Here is a 16766-nt window from a genome sequence, read left to right as displayed (position 1 = left end):
AACAGAAACTTTACAAATAATTTCCACTTAAAAGGATGTGCTTGTAGATGAAAAACGAAAGAATGGAACAACTCATTCAATGGATGAAATCAGAGGATATCTCAGCAAGTCTAATTACCTCCAAGGCTAATGTCTTCTATTTAAGTAAATTTTATACAGACCCTCATGAACGGTTAGTCGCAATCCTAGTATTCCCAAATGAAGCGCCCGTCCTAATCGTTCCCAATATGGAAAAGGAACAAGTAAAGGCAGTTGGCTGGAAATATGAAATTCTGGGATACTCGGATACAGACAATCCTTGGGAGCAAGTAAAAGAGGCAGCTAACCATAGTAAGGTTGAAAAGCTTGCCATTGAAAAAGAGCATATGATATATGAACGCGTAGAGAGATTAAATGACATATTTGGTACACCCCAGCTAGTTTCAGTAGAAGAAAAACTCCATGAGCTTCGAATGATCAAGGACCATCAGGAGATTTCATTATTAAAAGAGGCGGCAAAGCTGGCTGATTATGGTGTGGAAGTCGGAGTTGCTGCTATCAAAGAGGGAAAAACAGAATTAGAAGTCCTCGCAACCATTGAGTACGAGTTGAAGAAAAAAGGGATTTTAGAAATGTCTTTCTCAACCATGGTCTTAACTGGGGAAAAGACAGCTTCCCCTCATGGAAAGCCTGGTTTGGACGTAATTAAAAAAGGTGACCTTATTCTGTTTGATCTAGGAGTTGTGTATAAAGGTTATTGTTCTGATATAACACGTACAGTTGCTCTTGGAGAAGTGAGCGATAAAAAACGTGAGATTTATGAGACCGTATTAGAAGCACAAGTTGCCGCTTTAAATGCCTCTAAGCCAGGAGTGAAGATTGGGGACATCGATACAATAGCACGAACCATTATCACTGAAAAAGGCTATGGTGAGTTTTTCACGCACCGAATTGGTCATGGACTCGGGATTGATGTACATGAATTTCCTTCAATGAATGCAACCAATACGAGAACACTTCAAACTGGAATGACCTATACGATCGAACCAGGTATTTATGTACCAGGTTTAGCGGGCGTTCGAATTGAGGATGATGTGTTGATTACAGGGACGGGGTTTGAAGCATTGACTACATATCCAAAGGAATTGCAAATTTTATAAAATAAAAAGAGGATCCAATTTAATTGGATCCTCTTTTTATTTTATAAATACATTAATGTTTCACGAGCATCCGCGTAATCAAGCTCATGTGAATCCGCAACTGCTTTGTAGGTTACATACCCATTTAAAGTGTTGATTCCTTTTAGTAAGGCTTCATTTTCAAGACAGGCTTGCTTGTACCCTTTGTTTGCAATTTGAACTGCATAAGGAACCGTCACATTTGTAAGTGCCATCGTCGATGTACGTGGGACAGCCCCTGGCATGTTGGCTACTGCGTAGTGAAGAACGCCGTGCTTTTCATAGGTTGGGTTATCATGAGTTGTAATACGGTCAGTCGTCTCAAAAATACCACCTTGGTCAATCGCAATATCAACCACAACTGAACCAGTTCTCATTGATTTAATCATTTCTTCTGATACAAGCTTTGGTGCTTTTGCTCCAGGAATTAAAACGGCACCGATAACTAAATCAGATTCTGCAATCTCTTCAGCTAAATTTGACGGATTTGAAATTAATGTTGTAACATCATTTCCAAATATATCATCTAATTGACGAAGACGCTCTGGATTTACATCTAGAATGGAAACATAAGCACCAAGTCCAATTGCAATTTTGGCTGCATTTGTTCCAGCAACTCCACCACCGATAATGGTTACTTTTCCACGACGAACTCCAGGTACTCCACCTAATAAGATACCCATTCCACCTTGAGGCTTTTCTAGGAACTGAGCACCAATCTGAGACGACATTCTTCCTGCTACTTCACTCATTGGTGTTAGCAACGGTAGAGAGCCGTTTGGTAATTGGACAGTCTCATAAGCAATGCCCACTACTTTTCTCTCAATAAGTGCTTTAGTAAGCTCTGGCTCTGGAGCTAAGTGTAAGTATGTAAAAAGAATTAAGCCTTCTCTAAAATAACCATACTCATTTGGAATTGGTTCTTTCACCTTCATAACCATGTCCATCGACCAAGCTTCTTCAGCTGTGTCAACAATTTTCGCGCCTGATTCTATGTATTGACCATCAGTAAACCCTGAGCCAACTCCTGCATCCTTCTCGATAAACACTTCATGTCCAAAATGAACAAGGTTTACAACTCCTGCAGGTGCCATGGCCACACGATTTTCATTATTTTTAACTTCCTTTGGTACACCTATACGCATTTTACATTCCTCCTACCATTAAATACCGTCTAAACAAGCGTATTAACTATATCACCAATCGACTTTTTGTGGAATATGTTTCTAGTAAATATTTAAAAATGTAAGCACTTTCAAAATCGAATGTTATTATACGTAACTAGTGTAACAAATTAAAGTCTCTTAATCAAAAAAGACTCTACTTTTCATAGAGTCTCATCCTTTTTCCAGTGCCATGTATACAGGTTTCCTTTTGGATCCATCCACCTAACAACAAAACGTTTCAGTCCTGGAAAACCATTTTGCTCAAGCGAGTCTTTTATCTGATCTGCTTTCGTTGAACTAGAAACTCTTAGCTGATTGTACATTTTTTCAACAATAACTTTTGCCTCTTCGCCTTTTACAACTCTCGAACCTTTTTCCCATTCATAATGGGAGGGATTTTCATATTCAAATTCATTCTCCATTCCGTTCTGCCAAACGGTTACTTTGAATAAGAGGCTATCGGTATAATTTGCTGCGATTGCAGAAGAACTGATCATAGTTAGAAAGAGTAAACTGATACATACTTTTCTCATCAATATCACCTCATATTTATCATGAGAAAATTTTGGTGATTATATTCAGTTCATTTAGAAAAATTTGCTATTATTGTATCAAGTCTATCTGTATCGATTGATGACATTTAATCCGCCTGTAACTTCAATCACACTTCCGGTCAACATATCTGAATCATCATCACATAAAAAACCTATAACTCGCGCGATATCTTCACCAGTGCCTGAACGACCTATAGGCGTTTCTAAATCTTCTTGAACCCGTGAATTTTGGATGGAAGCCTCCTTCATTTCACCGACAATATTACCTGGGCACACCATATTGGCCGTAATGCCAAATTCTGCTTCTTCAATAGCAATGGTTTTAGTTAGTGAAACAAGCCCAACCTTTGCTGCACTGAAAGCAGAACGGTAAATCCAACCCGGTGCAGAGTCCGCTCCCTGGAAGCCATATGTAATGATTCTGCCAAAATGGTTCTCTCGCATTGATGGGACTGTGAGCTTCATTAAATGAAAGACAGAGCTTAGATTCCCCTCCACCATTTCATACCACTCGTCATCTGTATAATCTAGAAGCTTTTTACGCTCAAAAACATAAGGTCCTGCATTGTTAATAAGAATATCAATTGGCCCTGCTTGTTTAACCGATTCAACTACAATATGACGAATTTCTTCTCTATTTGTAATATCCCCTTTTACAAAATAAAGCTGATCTTGATAGGAGGAAAGTTGATCTTTCAACGACTCAACAGCTGACTCGTCTTGACGATAGTTTACAGTCACAACATAGCCTTTGTTCACTAGATGCTCTGTTACTTTTCTTCCTATACCTTTTGAACCCGCAGTAATAAGTGCATGCCTTGTCATAAAATCCCCCCCGAAAGATTGTTAGAAAAAGCTTACTCTATTTGTAAATCTCGTTATAATAGAAATTGATTACAAAGGCAAAAGGAGTATCATATATGAGTATCGTAGCTGAAAGAAAAAAACAAGAACTAGTTGAACGTTTTGGTCTTGACCCGGTTCCAAAGGAGCTCCGGACTTCATCATGGTTCGATTTTTTATATATTGGAATTGCTTTTTCTGTGAACACTGGCAATTTCCTTGTTCCTGCTTTAGCCGTTTTGGAAGGTGGTTTATCCTTTCCCTTTGCCGTTCTAAGCACAGTATTAGGCGCAACCTTGGCTTTTTTCTTTGTATCTTACCTTAGCCTTCCGGGTGCCGCCCATGGAATCCCATCTCAATATGCGATACGGGCGATGATTGGGATAAAAGGAGCAAGATATGTTGCATCTCCAGTTAGAACCTTAACTTCCCTTTATTGGTTCGCTGTTCAAACCATTGGAGGAACCTATGTAATCAAAGAATTAACACAGCGTTTGTGGAACCTAGATATTCCATTTTATTTTATTTCTATTATATTAGCTTCCATAATGGCACTTCTAGCTTTGATTGGCTTTGATGCGATTAAAAAAGCGACGAAATATTTTATCCCCTTTTTATTCCTTGGTCAGGGGGCTATTCTTTATCTTTACATTACTACAAGTCAAACAGAAAAAACATTTTTCGATGTGTTTAATGGTGAGCAATCTTTTTCAATGACCTCCTTTTTGTTTTTCATGGGTTTAGCCTTTGTGCAATATGTTTCAGGAGTCAGCTCCTCTTCAGATATAGCAAGGTATGCAAAGTCAGAGAAACATTCTTTCTATGGTTTATTTGCCGGGAACGTAATCGGGTTCAGTATGGCTGCTGTGTTGGCAGCTTTTTCAGCACAAGAACTAAACTCAGTAAATCCATTTGTTTCAGCTACTGAGTTAACCGACTCTTATCTGTTGATTGGGTTAATTACAATATGTGCCTTAGTTTCAATGGTTTCCATTAATATGAGTAATGCATATACGGGTGGATTTAGTTTGTTGAATAGTTTACCAAAGCTTGGAAGAGTGAAAAGTGCATTTCTATTCGGGGTAATCGGAGTATTGTTTAGTTGCTTCCCATCATTGGTCACAGAAGCCAAACAGTTCATTTCATTGTTGGGGGCTTTTGTCGTTCCACTTTCAGCTGTGATTATTACTGATTTTATCGTCTTTAAGAAAAGCAAAATAGACATTTTGGACTTAGAGCGAATTCTAGATAAGAGCACTCAGATTAATCAGCCAGCATTCCTAACCATCGCTATTGGTATTATCGTTTACTTTTTCATCAGTGATAATTTCTCACCTGGGCTTTGTACATTTTTGATTTCGTCTGTGCTTTATGTGATTTGTAAAAAGGTACATCTGAGTTTAACTAGAGTAAAGAAAAAATCATCCCTATCAGCTTGATGGGGTGATTTTTTGTATGGTTGGTTAAAGTGTTTTCCAAATAATGTATAATTTCCGAAATAAACAAGGATTCGGCTTATATATTGAGATTTCGGCTTATAAAAGTGGAAAATGGATGATTTATTGCGATTTCCGGATTATAAATCTAAAGAAATGGTTTATAAATGGAACCGCGATGCACTTACGGCACCTTTAACCTGGTTAAACAGCCTGTTTCTGTTTTAGAAGCGTCATTTTAGTCACTTATATTGAAAAAAGGACCCTGCTCGGTCCTTTTATGTAACAAAAATTTTAGAAAGCCTTATTTTCAAAAATCGCCTTCAACTTCCGGTCATTTTGTTGTTCTACCGTACTATTTTCTTCCCCACTTTGATAGGCATCTGTCATCTGTTCCATGATTTCCTTTTCGCCAACTTCTTCATAATAAAATTGATACGATTCTTTGTTTTCCTTAGTCATTGTATCCACCCCTTTGTGGTTATTTTTAAACGCGAGGTTGTAAGATATGCTAATTTTAATCAGGTAATACATGGGAATGGAAAGAGTAATGAATTTTGTGTACAATAAGGGTATAGGGATGTTGGAGGAATAATACATGAATACACAATTTATAGTAGACGAACGTCTTAGAATTCCATTGCCCAATCTAACAATGCCTTGGGATGATTATACAGAAGAAATTCAACAGGAAATTTTAGTGCAATGGGAAACTATTCGCGGAAGAATTCCTGATCGAATTGCAGAGCTTGAGGCTGAGATTAATAGCAAACTACACGATCTTGGTGAAGAAAACAACTTTCCTCGTTCTTGTGAGCTTAATTCGGACATTTCAGAACTAGCTTCTATTATTAATGACTTATGGCTTTATTATCGTATGAATCAAAATGTATCGGAAAAAATTCATATGTAAACTGAATTTTATTTTATAACGGGATAAAAGCTTATGACTCTTGGGTTAAATAATCCTAGAGTCTTAAGCTTTTATTATTATAAGTCCATGACTTGGTTGGTCTTGTAGGAGGATATCCAGACTACTCACGATATACTCTTTTTCTTCAGGTGTTAAAGATAGTTTGAGCGAAGCACCCGTCAAGTTTTTTCACCTCCTACTTTTCACTTATCTTACATAATAAATCTATGATTTCCTTATTTTACCTAATTCTTTCCTCCGAATTGACTTTAATAGCATGTACCCAGAAGAAAATAAATAAAAAAAAGGCAAATGGCAAAAGAACACTTAAGAATAACGGGAAAATGGTAAAGAGAGCCTCCATATATAACCACCAAAATTTAAGATTTCTATTTTATGACCCATATTTATAAAACACAGCGTGTACGAACTTCATTTTGTAAACAACCATATTCCTAGTAAAGTAACAGAAAACATGGCCCAAACCATTACGTCCAATTTCCCCTTTTTCTTCTGACTCATAAAAAACACTCCTCTTGTCAAACTTTTACTAAGAAATCTAGTAGTCTTATTCAAGTATATTCTAAAAATTCATATCGAAATTTGTGCCCATTTCATCTTAGTCAAATTACCAGTATTCATTCTAGTGTACTAAGTAATCATGTTTTAAATTACTATTTTCAAAAAAAAAGAAGAGTCTCCGTAATTGAGACTCTTTCATCGTAGATATAATAGAAGGTTTTGCTAGTTACCCCAAATCGAAGATACCCATTCTGGATGGTCGATAAAGGGATTTCGGTTGTATTGATAGTTTTGATAAATTACATCATTACGACGACGTTCGAAATTATCTACTGGGTCTTGTTGGTTCCAAAGTTTAAGAGTGGACAATACTCCATGATAAGGAAGTGTTCCATTATTGACATAATTATTTAATTCTAAATTAAGTTCTCCGCTATCTCCCTCGTAACGAACAGCCATATAGAATAACATACGCGCTACGTCACCTTTTACAGCATTGGGCGGTTCCCATGAATCACTATCTGCTTTACACCCCGTACATTCAATATGCTGTGTTCCACCGTTATCAAAGTCTTTATTTCCACGAGAGCTGTTAACCGTTACATCTGTAGGACGTAAGTGGTGTAAGTCTGTTCCTGCGCCTAAAGTTGTCCCGAAATCCCCATGAGACTTGGCCCAAACGTGCTCACGGTTCCAAGAATCATTACCTGTTCCATTTGTGAATTTCCCTTGCGAACGTCCAGTATACAGAAGAATAACGTTATTTTTATTAGTAGGATCCTCGTCTGTATTTCGAAGTGCATCCCAAGCAGCATCGTATGAAATTTCACGATGGTCATCAATAATATTATGTAGTGCACTTTTCAATGTTGAACCACTTTTTCCAAGTGCCGTACTATAATACGTACTATCATAGTTTGTTGTTGGTGTACCTCCACCACCCGTTGAACCAGAACTTACTTTCTCCATATAAGTCGTGTTTTTTATTCCAGCATGTGTGAAATATGCGGTAAGATTTCCCGTTACCTTAACAAGACTACCTTTTAATGACGGATTCGTTTTCAATCCAAAAGTTGAGCGGTAGTTCGTAGAAATTTGAACGTAAATCATTTTTGCCGTGTTCGTTTCAGTTGCACTGTCTGCTAATGCAATTGCGTAATCATTTGGATAACCACTTGTCAAAATTGTAGTAGCAGATGTTGGCTGCCCAACTACATAGCCCTGTACTGTTTTTATGGCATTATTTTGGTTTGCCATTCCTTCTGCAACAGAGTAAGGCGATGTTGTCGTTCCAAGACCCGCTGCAAATAATGTCGTTGAAAAGCTTGCTGAAACAAATGAAACTAGAAGCGCGATAATAACTATGATCCGAGATAAAAACCATTTTTTAGTATTCACTAAGATACCTCCGAAGTCATTTTTGTACTACAAAAAATTAAAAGATCAAAAGGAAACATTTACTTTTTATGATATGTAGCCAAAATTAGCTTACCTTCGAATTTTATTAATAGTTTAATTGATTTGTAAATTTGGTGTGAATTTTGGAGAAAAACCGTGAAAATGAGTCTAATGGCCTGCTAGCTGTTCGAGTTGAAATTTGTCGCTATTCTTTAGCATCACTGTTAATCTACATTTCCTATTCGAGTTTATGAAAACAAAAAAAGAGCTATCCTTGAATAGCTCTTTATTATCCGTTATTCTTTTTCTGAAATTTTCATTGTATTCATCACAAACAAATGTTTATTTTTAAATGCTATAAAACTAACAAGCAAAAGTAGTGAACTAGCAATGAGAAAGACACTCCGAATGCCAACTAAGTCGGCCAATATTCCCATAATTAATGCTGCGATCCCAAAAGTTCCTGTCGCTATCGTACCTAAAGAAGTGTATACAGTTGCTAGGTTCTCCTTAGGAACACTGTTTTGTATGATTGTCTGTGTTGGAATACTTTCTAATTGACCTGATATTCCAATAAACGCGGAAAGTAATAACGCTACCATTGGTAGACTGTTTAAACTGAATCCTAGTAAGATGATAAAACTACTAAATGTACTTAGAATGATAAAGTAATTCAAATTCTTTTCTATGAAAGTTGAGTATCGGATGCAATAAATACTTCCTATAACTACTCCCACAAAGAAGGATCCATTAATATATCCCCACCATGTCTCATTCACCTGTAAGGCTTGATCCACAAAAACATACATAATAGCGGAAATCCAAACTGTATCTGCTATTAATTCAAGGAATTGAATGCGGGTAACCGTTCTGAGTACAGGTGTGGTATTAATCGTTTTCCAACCTTTGGTCAAATGTTCCCACATACTTTTTCCTTTATCTTGGATATGCTCAACTTTTTCAAGAAGACTGAGCATAATACTGGCTACACTAAACAAGACAGCAACAAGCAAGATTAGTTGATTGGCACTAAGGAAGATTAATAATGTACTCCCCAAAAACCACACCGTTACTTGTATGATTTGAGTTGAAGTTTCAGCTATTCCATTTGCACGAAGCAATTCTTCACTTCTTACATAGTAAGGGATCATCGTTTGTCTTAATGGATTTGCACACCCGTCAAGTAAAGAGATCCCTATTATAAATGGAAATACCAAGTAAAAATTGGTTCCATTTAGATTTGGCATTAAAAACAAGCCTAGACCAAGCAAGATGAATGTTTTGCCTACTTGAGAACCCAAAATTAGGTACTTTAAGTTAATTTTCACGATGAGAATTGGTGTTAAAATGCTAGAAACGAACATCGCTGTAGTGATAGCAAAAGGAATGAAAGCTACGGTTGTAGCAGACCCCGTTAGATTGTAAACAACACTAATTATACTGACTATATAAAGCACATCACCTATATTTGCGAATGATTGACCCACCATTAAAAAGACAAAGTTTTTATTTGATTTCAAGTTTATCCCCCGTTCCTTGATCATCTAAACAAAGAAGGGGATTTTAAATTGGACTATTCTCCATTGGTTTTCTCCTTTAACATGATAACGAACTTTCGGGGGAAAGGTATATTATCAGACTATTCTACATACCTGTACTTAATTCCTTCTTTGATGTACTCTCTATGAATGATTGAAATATTTTCCGAATGGCAATATTTCGTGAAATTAGATGGAAACGGCAATTCTTTTTCTAGTAATAACAACGCTTCATGATCGTCTTTCATCACAGCGTTGATCATTCTTTCAAGATACTTTTGAGAGAGTTTAATTCTACGATTTATCTCAACTTCATTTGCTGTTGTTTTACCATGGCCAGGCACTAATGATGAAATCTTATGATTCTCTATGATTTGTGAAGCTTTCTGAAGCGTTTCCCCGTATGCCTTCGCACTTTGGTAAATAAACGGCAATTCAAAATCTGATAAATAATCTCCTGCAACCCACAATCCAAGTGGCTCTATTATCGTAAAAAGACCATCATGTGTATGTCCTGGTGCAAGGTAAAAAGTCATAGTTATCTCACCAAGAGCAAGCTTCTGCCCATCTTCTTCAATAACGATATCCACTTCTGGAAAGGCAATAGGATAGGTTGGTTGAATATAGTAATCATGATAAAACTGATGAATCTTGCTTACTTTCAGCTCTTTTTCTGGATGCTCTTGCAGTCCCTTTCTTCCAATAACCCTCGCACCCGGGAAAGCTTTATAGCCGATGACGTGATCGAAATCTCCATGAGTAAATAAAAGATAAAGCTCTTTTTCACCCTGAATCCGTGCTACGTGTTTTTGTATTTCCTCAATTTCATGTGGAAGCCAGTTTGGGTCTACAACTATAATGCTTTCTCTAGCTTCTACCACCGTGCAAGTCGTTTGAAATAAAGCACTTTGAAACACAGTTAATTTCTCGTTTTGAAATTGAATCATATTTTCACTTTCCTCTTATGGAATTAATAATATTTTACCTGTACTCCTGCGGCTTTCTAAGTATCTATGGGCCTCTTGCCCTTCACGCAGCGCAAATGTTGCTGGCTTAGCTACTGTAATTTTTCCCTCTTCCATCATTGGAATAGCTCCTTTGAACGAGTAACTCGTTCTTCATGGGAAGTCAGAACATTCCAAAGATCTCCACCTGTTAGAGTTTTTGACGTGTCCATCAGCATTCTAGGATCAATAGGAGTTGGATTTCCTCCCGCCATTCCGTAAAATACGACCGTACCTCCAATTCGTGTTGCCGCAAAGCTGTCCATGATTGTGGAGCCTACTGATTCGTATGCAACATCTACACCTCTATTGTTTGTAACCTCCAAGACTTCACTCTTCCAATCATCACTGTAAAGGAAAACAAAATCTGCTCCTGCTTCTTTTGCTGACACTGCTTTTTCTTATGAAAGATGTTAAGCCAATCACTTCTCCACCAAGTAACTTTACAATTTGTACGAGAAGCTGCCCAACAGCACCGGCTGCAGCGTGAACTAGCACAACATCATTCTTTTTCACAGCATAGCTGTCACCAGTTAAGTAATGTGCCGTCAAGCCTTGTAACAATAAAGAAGCAGTATCCTCAAAAGAAATAGCTTCCGGCAAAGGAATGGCTTTATCCTTTGGAACCGCAACAAATTCTGCATTCGCATGCGGAACATCGGCAAATACAAGACGATCACCTGCGCTTATCCCTTGCACATTAGCTCCGATTTGTTCAACGATCCCTGCCCCTTCATACCCTAGAATAAAAGGAAGATTTCCTACAAGATGGTAGTTTCCCTTTCTACTATAAATATCAGCAAAATTCAAGCCAATTGCTTTCATTTTTACCAGTATTTCATCTGGTCCTATAACCGGTTCCGCAATATCAAGGAATTGCAGTACTCCGGACCACCGAAATTATTGTAAACAAGAAAACCACACTGATTGTCCATGAAATGCCTGCAATGGCTATAAAAACCGAAGCTTCCTCTGATGCCATTGGTGTAACATGTTCGTTTGTATTAATAGCGAGTAAAAGATAGTATCCAGCGATACTAAATAAAATGATGTATACAAGAAAATATGTAAGGGCTATCTTACTAAATTTGTTTGATATCCAAAGAATCATAGCATAGAGTAATTGTATTAACATGACGATTACAAAACCCCAATTTAACATGCCATAAACCTCAGCTTCGAAATACATTTCAGTCACCTCTTTCTATACTCCAAATCACCACTATTTATTTAATGTTTTTCTAAATCCATAAAAGCTTCGAAAGCCTAGCATTTCGTAGAAGGTGTGTGAACTACTTGTAGCCAGCATTTCCATCCGTGTGTTCGGATATAAATTATGCACAAATTGTAGCATTTCTTTTCCTAGGCCTGAGCCACGATACTGATTTGTTATGAGGATTTCACAGATATAAAGAGTAATTTGTTTATCGGTCATTCCTCTTACATACCCAATGATAGCATTGTCCAGTGTTGCAACAAATGTCACATTGGAATTCCGCCATGCTTCCTTTGTATTCTTGCCTCTGTTACAAGATTGGTCCATTCTTCCAGATTATTTAATCTTTGTATTTCTGCAAAATTGTCTTCTTTATAAGGTAATATGATTACTTTCTGTCCATTCTTTACTAGTACTTTCATTATAAGTCCTCCATAATATCCAAACTTTATTCCCTTTAGTTTTTAGAAACCATATTTGCTTTGTTTCCACATAAGCTCGATTTTTCCTTCAACGTTTTTGTATTACTCTACCTTCTAGTCATACTCTCGGTTTCCTCCTTCAAGCTCCATTATTTTGTTTATCGTGATTATATAGCACGAGCCTTTACGCCAAATCGTACAAACAACCGTGTAAAGACAGCATATAGTAAACTAGAAAAATCTTTCTAAGAGGTGCAAGGTCAAATGAACACTTTCAACGTGGTAAGAGATGAGGAAAACATAGGCAAGGTTATTATTCATCAAGAACACGCAATAAACTGGAATATGATTAACCATGTTCAACTATTACTCAATCATGGGTTAAAAAAGGCAGCAATCCAATTACAGATTTCTACTCAAATACCATATAAAAAAATTATGATTTCTACTGACATTTTTGATGAGCTAAATATCTTTGAGTCAGTAAGGTATGAGTTGTGCTTTACTGGGGATGGACTAATACTAGGCCCTTATTTAGGTATCTTGATGACGAGTAAATTACTAAAGAAACCTAGTAAAAAAAGTTTAAATAGATATATCGAACATTATGAAAAAATTAATGGGGCAATCGTGGCTTTCTCTTTATCTGGTATTAATAAATCGAAAAAAACAGTCAAGGGATGCCTATATGATTCTTCTTCAAAAACTTGGAAAGAAGGAGAATACCCGCTTCCTTGTAGCATATTCAATAAAGTTTCCTTATCTAAATCCTGGAGAAACTACTTTGATTCTATTATTGGAAACAGACTTTTCAACAGTTTTTGGTTTAATAAATGGGAGATGTATCAATGGCTTTGCCACAACCCTAAGGTGGAACATTTTTTACCGGAAACAGAATTATACACAGAACCTGATGACCTTTTGCCTTTTTTAAAAGGTAAAAACACTTCGTATATTAAACCCATCTATGGCAGCTTAGGGAAAGGGATTTTTGTACTCTCAGACACTGAAAATGGTTTTTCATTGAAATATAGAAGTAAAAATAGAAACAATCGATTACATTTTCAAACATGGGAAGAGACGAAGAAATTTTTGAGATCAAAACTCGTCGAACAAGAGTATGTGATACAAAATGCAATTTGTTTACAACAAGTAGGAAAAAGTTTAATAGATTTTAGAATGATTGTTGTAAAAGACCAAACTGGCAAATGGAAGGATGTAGGCTTACTTGGAAGAGTAGGTGCCGAGAACAGTGTTGTTTGCAATACTGCCAACGGGGGTAGCATTGAACTTGGGGAACTAACAATAAAACAGGCTTTCCAAATGACGGATGAAGAAGTTACTAGCTTTAGAGATAGAATGGCGCAAATTTCTATTGCTGCAGTAAGTGAGATAGAACTTCTATTCCATTACGGAAACATTGGCGTTGATCTTGCAGTAGATCAAGATAAGAATATTTGGGTCATTGAATTAAATAATCGAGACCCACATCACTATGCTGCCGCAAAAACCGGAAGCGAGGAAATTATGTATGAAGCCTATTTATGCAATATGTTATATGCTAAGAGGCTTTCAGGATTTGAAAGTGATGAACCTCTTAACTCAGTTGTGCGACAGGTAAAATAAGGTAGTGAAAGTCTCTTGTAACTTTATAAGAAAAAGTAAAAATCAAAAACAACAATCTTTACTTAATATTTGAGGGTCATTTGTAAGACCCCCTCTGTTAGGATAGATGTCGTAGACAACTTTAGTGTATAGTTTAATAAACACACGGAGGTCGATCGACATGAAAAGTAATAATGGAAAACGCTATACGGAGGAAGAGAAAGCACCAATAGTTAAGAGAATGATGCCCCCTAACAATGAATCTGTAAGTCAACTAAGTGAAGACTTGGGCATTACAGAGCCCACACTCTACAAGTGGAGAAAAGAAGCTCGATTAGCAGGGAATCCCACTCCTGGTATTGGACGAAGTTCCGAGCAGTGGAGTAGTGAAGACAAGTTCTTAGTGGTGATGGAAACGTACGTGATGAACGAATCAGAATTAGCCGAATATTGCCGAAAAAAAGGGCTATACAAAGAACAAATCGATTCATGGCGTGCTGTCTGTTTAAACGCAAATGGTCGTGAAATAGATAAATCAAAGCAGTTAAATCAAGAGCTAAAAGAAGAGAGAAAACGGTTTAAAACCTTGGAAAAGGACTTGTTGAAAAAGGAGAAGGCGTTGGCAGAAGCTGCGGCGTTGTTACTTTTAAGAAAAAAGGACCAAGCGATCTGGGGGGACCAAGAGGAAGATTGATCAGCCCGAAAGACTCGCGCACTTGCAGTTGAACTCATCCAGGAAGCAAATCAGAATGGTGCGCGATTGGCTCCAGCGTGCAAGGTATTAAATATCAGTGTACGTACGTATGAGCGTTGGGTTTCAGAAGGTGGGATTAAAGAAGATCAGCGTCCTCACGCTTCCCGTCCAGTCCCTAAAAATAAGCTGACAATCGAAGAAAGGCAAGAAATTCTGGAGGTTATAAAAAAGGATGAATTTGTTGATTTGCCTCCATCTCAAATCGTGCCTAAGTTAGCAGATCAATCTATCTACATTGCCTCTGAATCTAGCTTTTATCGAATTTTACGGGAAGAAAATATGCAGCATCACCGTGGACGTAGCAAAAGACCAGCACATAGATTGCCAGAGAGCTATCTAGCGACAGCTCCAAACCAAGTGTGGACATGGGATATTACATGGCTCAAAGGCCCGGTAAAAGGGATATTTTATCGTCTTTATATGATCATCGACTTGTTTAGTAGAAAGGTAGTTGCATGGGAGGTTTGGGAATCAGAAGAAGCTTTCTATGCGGAAGAGTTGATTAAGAAAGCTGTGATTAGCGAGAAGATTCAAGGTAGACCTCTTGTTCTTCACTCTGACAACGGTAGCCCAATGAAGGCAGAAACCTTCCAATCATTACTTGAGAAACTAGGCATCCAAAGCTCGTATTCTAGACCACGAGTTAGTAATGATAACCCTTATTCTGAGGCTATGTTTCGTACAATGAAGTACCGACCAGAATTCCCATATAAGGGATTTGAAGATGTCCCGGTAGCACGAACGTGGATAAGCAAGTTTGTCCATTGGTACAACTGCGAGCATCAGCACAGTGGCTTGAAATTCGTGACACCTGAACAAGTTCATACAGGTGTTCATATAGAGGTGCTAAAAAATAGAGAACTAGTTTACGAGCAAGCAAAACAGAAGCGTCCAGAACGATGGTCACGGGGAACTAGAGATTGGAGCGCAAACAAATCGGTGGCACTAAATCCAATGAAAGATAACCTGTGCAAATAGAACAGAATGGAATTCAGTTCTATTTGTACAGGCCACCAAGCGAAGTGCGGTAGAAGATATGAAACAATTAAATAGTTATATGCGACAACTATCTTGACAAACACCGATCACGTTCCTATTCATTACAATTAATCTGTTAGTTAAACAAATATTGAAACTTCGCAAAACTTCACTTTTGTTCAACTAACCTCCCCGTTAGTAGAGTAAATTTCATTCAATTACTGCATCTTCTAGAAAAGTAATAGTACCACTCGAAGCATCTAATTCAATTTCAATCCCAATAGGAAAAACATGAGAAGGGAATGTGTGTCCGATATCAACGTTTGTTAGGATTGGGATATTTGTATCCCCTATAATCTCTATTAACAATTCTTCTATTGTAAATGGTGAATCTAAATTATTGAAATGTTCATGCTTTCCTACAATTAATCCTCTAATTTCATCAAAAACTCCTGCTACTTTTAACATGCTTAGCGAGCGTTCTTGTATCGCCATATCCTTAAATGAGTCTTCAATAAATAATATAGAGTCTTTTAGAGTTGGAAAATAGTCAGAGGCCATAAACCCTGACATTGTATTTAAGTTTCCTCCTATAAGGGGCAGTCTAGGCACATAGTTCCTCCCTTCTAACCCATCTAATTCTTCTTACCCATTTTAATTATAGAAGGCATTTACAATATATTTAAATATTGTAAATCTATAGAATCTTATGTAAAATAAAGGTTAAGTAAGGTATTTTTAGGAGGGAAGGGTATGTTGTTTATCATTTCATGTTTATTGTTTTTGATTGGGTCTATTATGATTTTTAAAGTGTTTAAGATCAGGTATGCATTCTCCTGCGGAATATTAATTGGGATTGCTTTATCAATCATAGCAACCATTAGTTTAAGTCAGAATTATACCCAAAGCCTTATAGCCAATGTAAACGACGGTATAGCAATTTCTAACATGATCTCTTCTTGGATTATCGGAGAGAATGGTTGGTCCGTTGAAAGGTTCAAGGAATTGTTTGAGCAATCTACAAACATTACATTACTATTAATATTAATCTATCCTTTTGTACTTTTATTTGATGCAAAAGCAAGAAAAGAACCTAATATTAAAATCGCTAAATAACAAAAAAAGAACAGCTAAAATGATAGCTGTTCTTTTTTTGTTTTCCTAAAAATTAAAAATATAGAAAAATTTATAAAAAATGTTGAATAATGTAATTTTTATAGTTAGAATGTCACGAGTGTTGATTAACCAATAAAATCCAGA

Annotated in this window: 17 protein-coding genes and 1 pseudogene; 7 read left to right on the top strand and 11 right to left on the bottom strand. The window is 36.9% G+C overall.

Annotated features, from left to right (window positions below; translation table 11 throughout):
* Nucleotides 1–47: 47 nt before the first annotated feature.
* Nucleotides 48–1139, top strand: coding sequence for a M24 family metallopeptidase (locus ACOI1C_RS15925; protein WP_422511542.1), 1092 nt, complete (start codon nucleotides 48–50; stop codon nucleotides 1137–1139).
* 41 nt (nucleotides 1140–1180) lie between these two features.
* Here the strand turns inward: ACOI1C_RS15925 and ald are convergent, their stop codons facing one another.
* The 3 genes from ald to ACOI1C_RS15910 all read right to left on the bottom strand — a co-directional run bounded on the left by ald (nucleotide 1181) and on the right by ACOI1C_RS15910 (nucleotide 3702).
* Complete coding sequence (ald, locus tag ACOI1C_RS15920; protein ID WP_422511541.1) at nucleotides 1181–2302, bottom strand: alanine dehydrogenase; 1122 nt, start codon at nucleotides 2300–2302, stop codon at nucleotides 1181–1183.
* Nucleotides 2303–2484: 182 nt separating this feature from the next.
* The gene (locus ACOI1C_RS15915) at nucleotides 2485–2856 is read right to left on the bottom strand and encodes a hypothetical protein (protein WP_422511539.1); all 372 of its coding nucleotides are present in this window, start codon (nucleotides 2854–2856) and stop codon (nucleotides 2485–2487) included.
* Between the two features lie 84 nt (nucleotides 2857–2940).
* Nucleotides 2941–3702: an SDR family oxidoreductase gene (locus ACOI1C_RS15910; RefSeq protein ID WP_422511537.1), complete on the bottom strand. Its 762-nt coding sequence runs from the start codon at nucleotides 3700–3702 to the stop codon at nucleotides 2941–2943.
* A 95-nt stretch (nucleotides 3703–3797) separates the two neighbouring features.
* On the opposite strand from ACOI1C_RS15910, the gene ACOI1C_RS15905 reads away from it, so the two are divergent.
* The gene (locus ACOI1C_RS15905; protein ID WP_422511536.1) at nucleotides 3798–5159 is read left to right on the top strand and encodes a purine-cytosine permease family protein; all 1362 of its coding nucleotides are present in this window, start codon (nucleotides 3798–3800) and stop codon (nucleotides 5157–5159) included.
* Between the two features lie 291 nt (nucleotides 5160–5450).
* On the opposite strand, the gene ACOI1C_RS15900 is transcribed toward ACOI1C_RS15905, so the two are convergent.
* The gene (locus ACOI1C_RS15900; protein WP_422511534.1) at nucleotides 5451–5618 is read right to left on the bottom strand and encodes a hypothetical protein; all 168 of its coding nucleotides are present in this window, start codon (nucleotides 5616–5618) and stop codon (nucleotides 5451–5453) included.
* Between the two features lie 136 nt (nucleotides 5619–5754).
* Between ACOI1C_RS15900 and ACOI1C_RS15895 the strand changes: the two genes are divergently transcribed.
* Nucleotides 5755–6069 (top strand): hypothetical protein, encoded by a 315-nt coding sequence (locus ACOI1C_RS15895; protein ID WP_422511533.1) that lies wholly within the window; start codon nucleotides 5755–5757, stop codon nucleotides 6067–6069.
* Between the two features lie 744 nt (nucleotides 6070–6813).
* Here the strand turns inward: ACOI1C_RS15895 and ACOI1C_RS15890 are convergent.
* The 6 genes and pseudogenes from ACOI1C_RS15890 to ACOI1C_RS15865 all read right to left on the bottom strand — a co-directional run bounded on the left by ACOI1C_RS15890 (nucleotide 6814) and on the right by ACOI1C_RS15865 (nucleotide 12169).
* Nucleotides 6814–7995 carry an endonuclease gene (locus ACOI1C_RS15890; protein WP_422511627.1) on the bottom strand — a complete coding sequence of 394 codons (1182 nt, stop codon included), beginning with the start codon at nucleotides 7993–7995 and terminating at the stop codon, nucleotides 6814–6816.
* Nucleotides 7996–8285: 290 nt separating this feature from the next.
* Nucleotides 8286–9509, bottom strand: a complete 1224-nt coding sequence (locus ACOI1C_RS15885; protein ID WP_422511531.1) for an MFS transporter — start codon at nucleotides 9507–9509, stop codon at nucleotides 8286–8288.
* A 119-nt stretch (nucleotides 9510–9628) separates the two neighbouring features.
* Entirely contained in the window at nucleotides 9629–10474 is an 846-nt protein-coding gene (locus tag ACOI1C_RS15880) for an MBL fold metallo-hydrolase (RefSeq protein ID WP_422511529.1), read from the bottom strand.
* Nucleotides 10475–10489: 15 nt separating this feature from the next.
* Nucleotides 10490–11466, bottom strand: a pseudogene (locus ACOI1C_RS15875) (quinone oxidoreductase family protein).
* A 287-nt stretch (nucleotides 11467–11753) separates the two neighbouring features.
* Complete coding sequence (locus ACOI1C_RS15870) at nucleotides 11754–12017, bottom strand: GNAT family N-acetyltransferase (RefSeq protein WP_422511527.1); 264 nt, start codon at nucleotides 12015–12017, stop codon at nucleotides 11754–11756.
* A complete protein-coding gene (locus ACOI1C_RS15865) occupies nucleotides 12014–12169 on the bottom strand; it encodes a hypothetical protein (protein ID WP_422511525.1) in 156 nt (51 codons plus the stop codon). Before ACOI1C_RS15865 ends, ACOI1C_RS15870 begins: the two co-directional genes overlap by 4 nt.
* 345 nt (nucleotides 12170–12514) lie before the next feature.
* Between ACOI1C_RS15865 and ACOI1C_RS15860 the strand changes: the two genes are divergently transcribed.
* From ACOI1C_RS15860 to ACOI1C_RS15850, 3 genes are all read left to right on the top strand, one after another.
* Nucleotides 12515–13795, top strand: a complete 1281-nt coding sequence (locus ACOI1C_RS15860; protein WP_422511523.1) for a YheC/YheD family protein — start codon at nucleotides 12515–12517, stop codon at nucleotides 13793–13795.
* A gap of 160 nt (nucleotides 13796–13955) precedes the next feature.
* Nucleotides 13956–14468 (top strand): transposase, encoded by a 513-nt coding sequence (locus ACOI1C_RS15855; RefSeq protein WP_422511522.1) that lies wholly within the window; start codon nucleotides 13956–13958, stop codon nucleotides 14466–14468.
* 36 nt (nucleotides 14469–14504) lie between these two features.
* Nucleotides 14505–15506: an IS3 family transposase gene (locus ACOI1C_RS15850; protein ID WP_422511625.1), complete on the top strand. Its 1002-nt coding sequence runs from the start codon at nucleotides 14505–14507 to the stop codon at nucleotides 15504–15506.
* A gap of 210 nt (nucleotides 15507–15716) precedes the next feature.
* On the opposite strand, the gene ACOI1C_RS15845 is transcribed toward ACOI1C_RS15850, so the two are convergent.
* Nucleotides 15717–16118 carry a hypothetical protein gene (locus ACOI1C_RS15845; protein ID WP_422511520.1) on the bottom strand — a complete coding sequence of 134 codons (402 nt, stop codon included), beginning with the start codon at nucleotides 16116–16118 and terminating at the stop codon, nucleotides 15717–15719.
* Between the two features lie 141 nt (nucleotides 16119–16259).
* Between ACOI1C_RS15845 and ACOI1C_RS15840 the strand changes: the two genes are divergently transcribed.
* A complete protein-coding gene (locus ACOI1C_RS15840) occupies nucleotides 16260–16622 on the top strand; it encodes a hypothetical protein (protein ID WP_422511519.1) in 363 nt (120 codons plus the stop codon).
* The last annotated feature ends 144 nt before the right edge of the window (nucleotides 16623–16766 follow it).

The sequence above is a fragment of the Bacillus sp. DJP31 genome (assembly GCF_049310945.1).
In the GTDB taxonomy this organism is placed as follows: domain Bacteria; phylum Bacillota; class Bacilli; order Bacillales; family SA4; genus Bacillus_BS.
The sequence above is the reverse complement of the archived record's forward strand: the minus strand, read 5'-3'. Positions and strand labels throughout refer to the sequence as shown.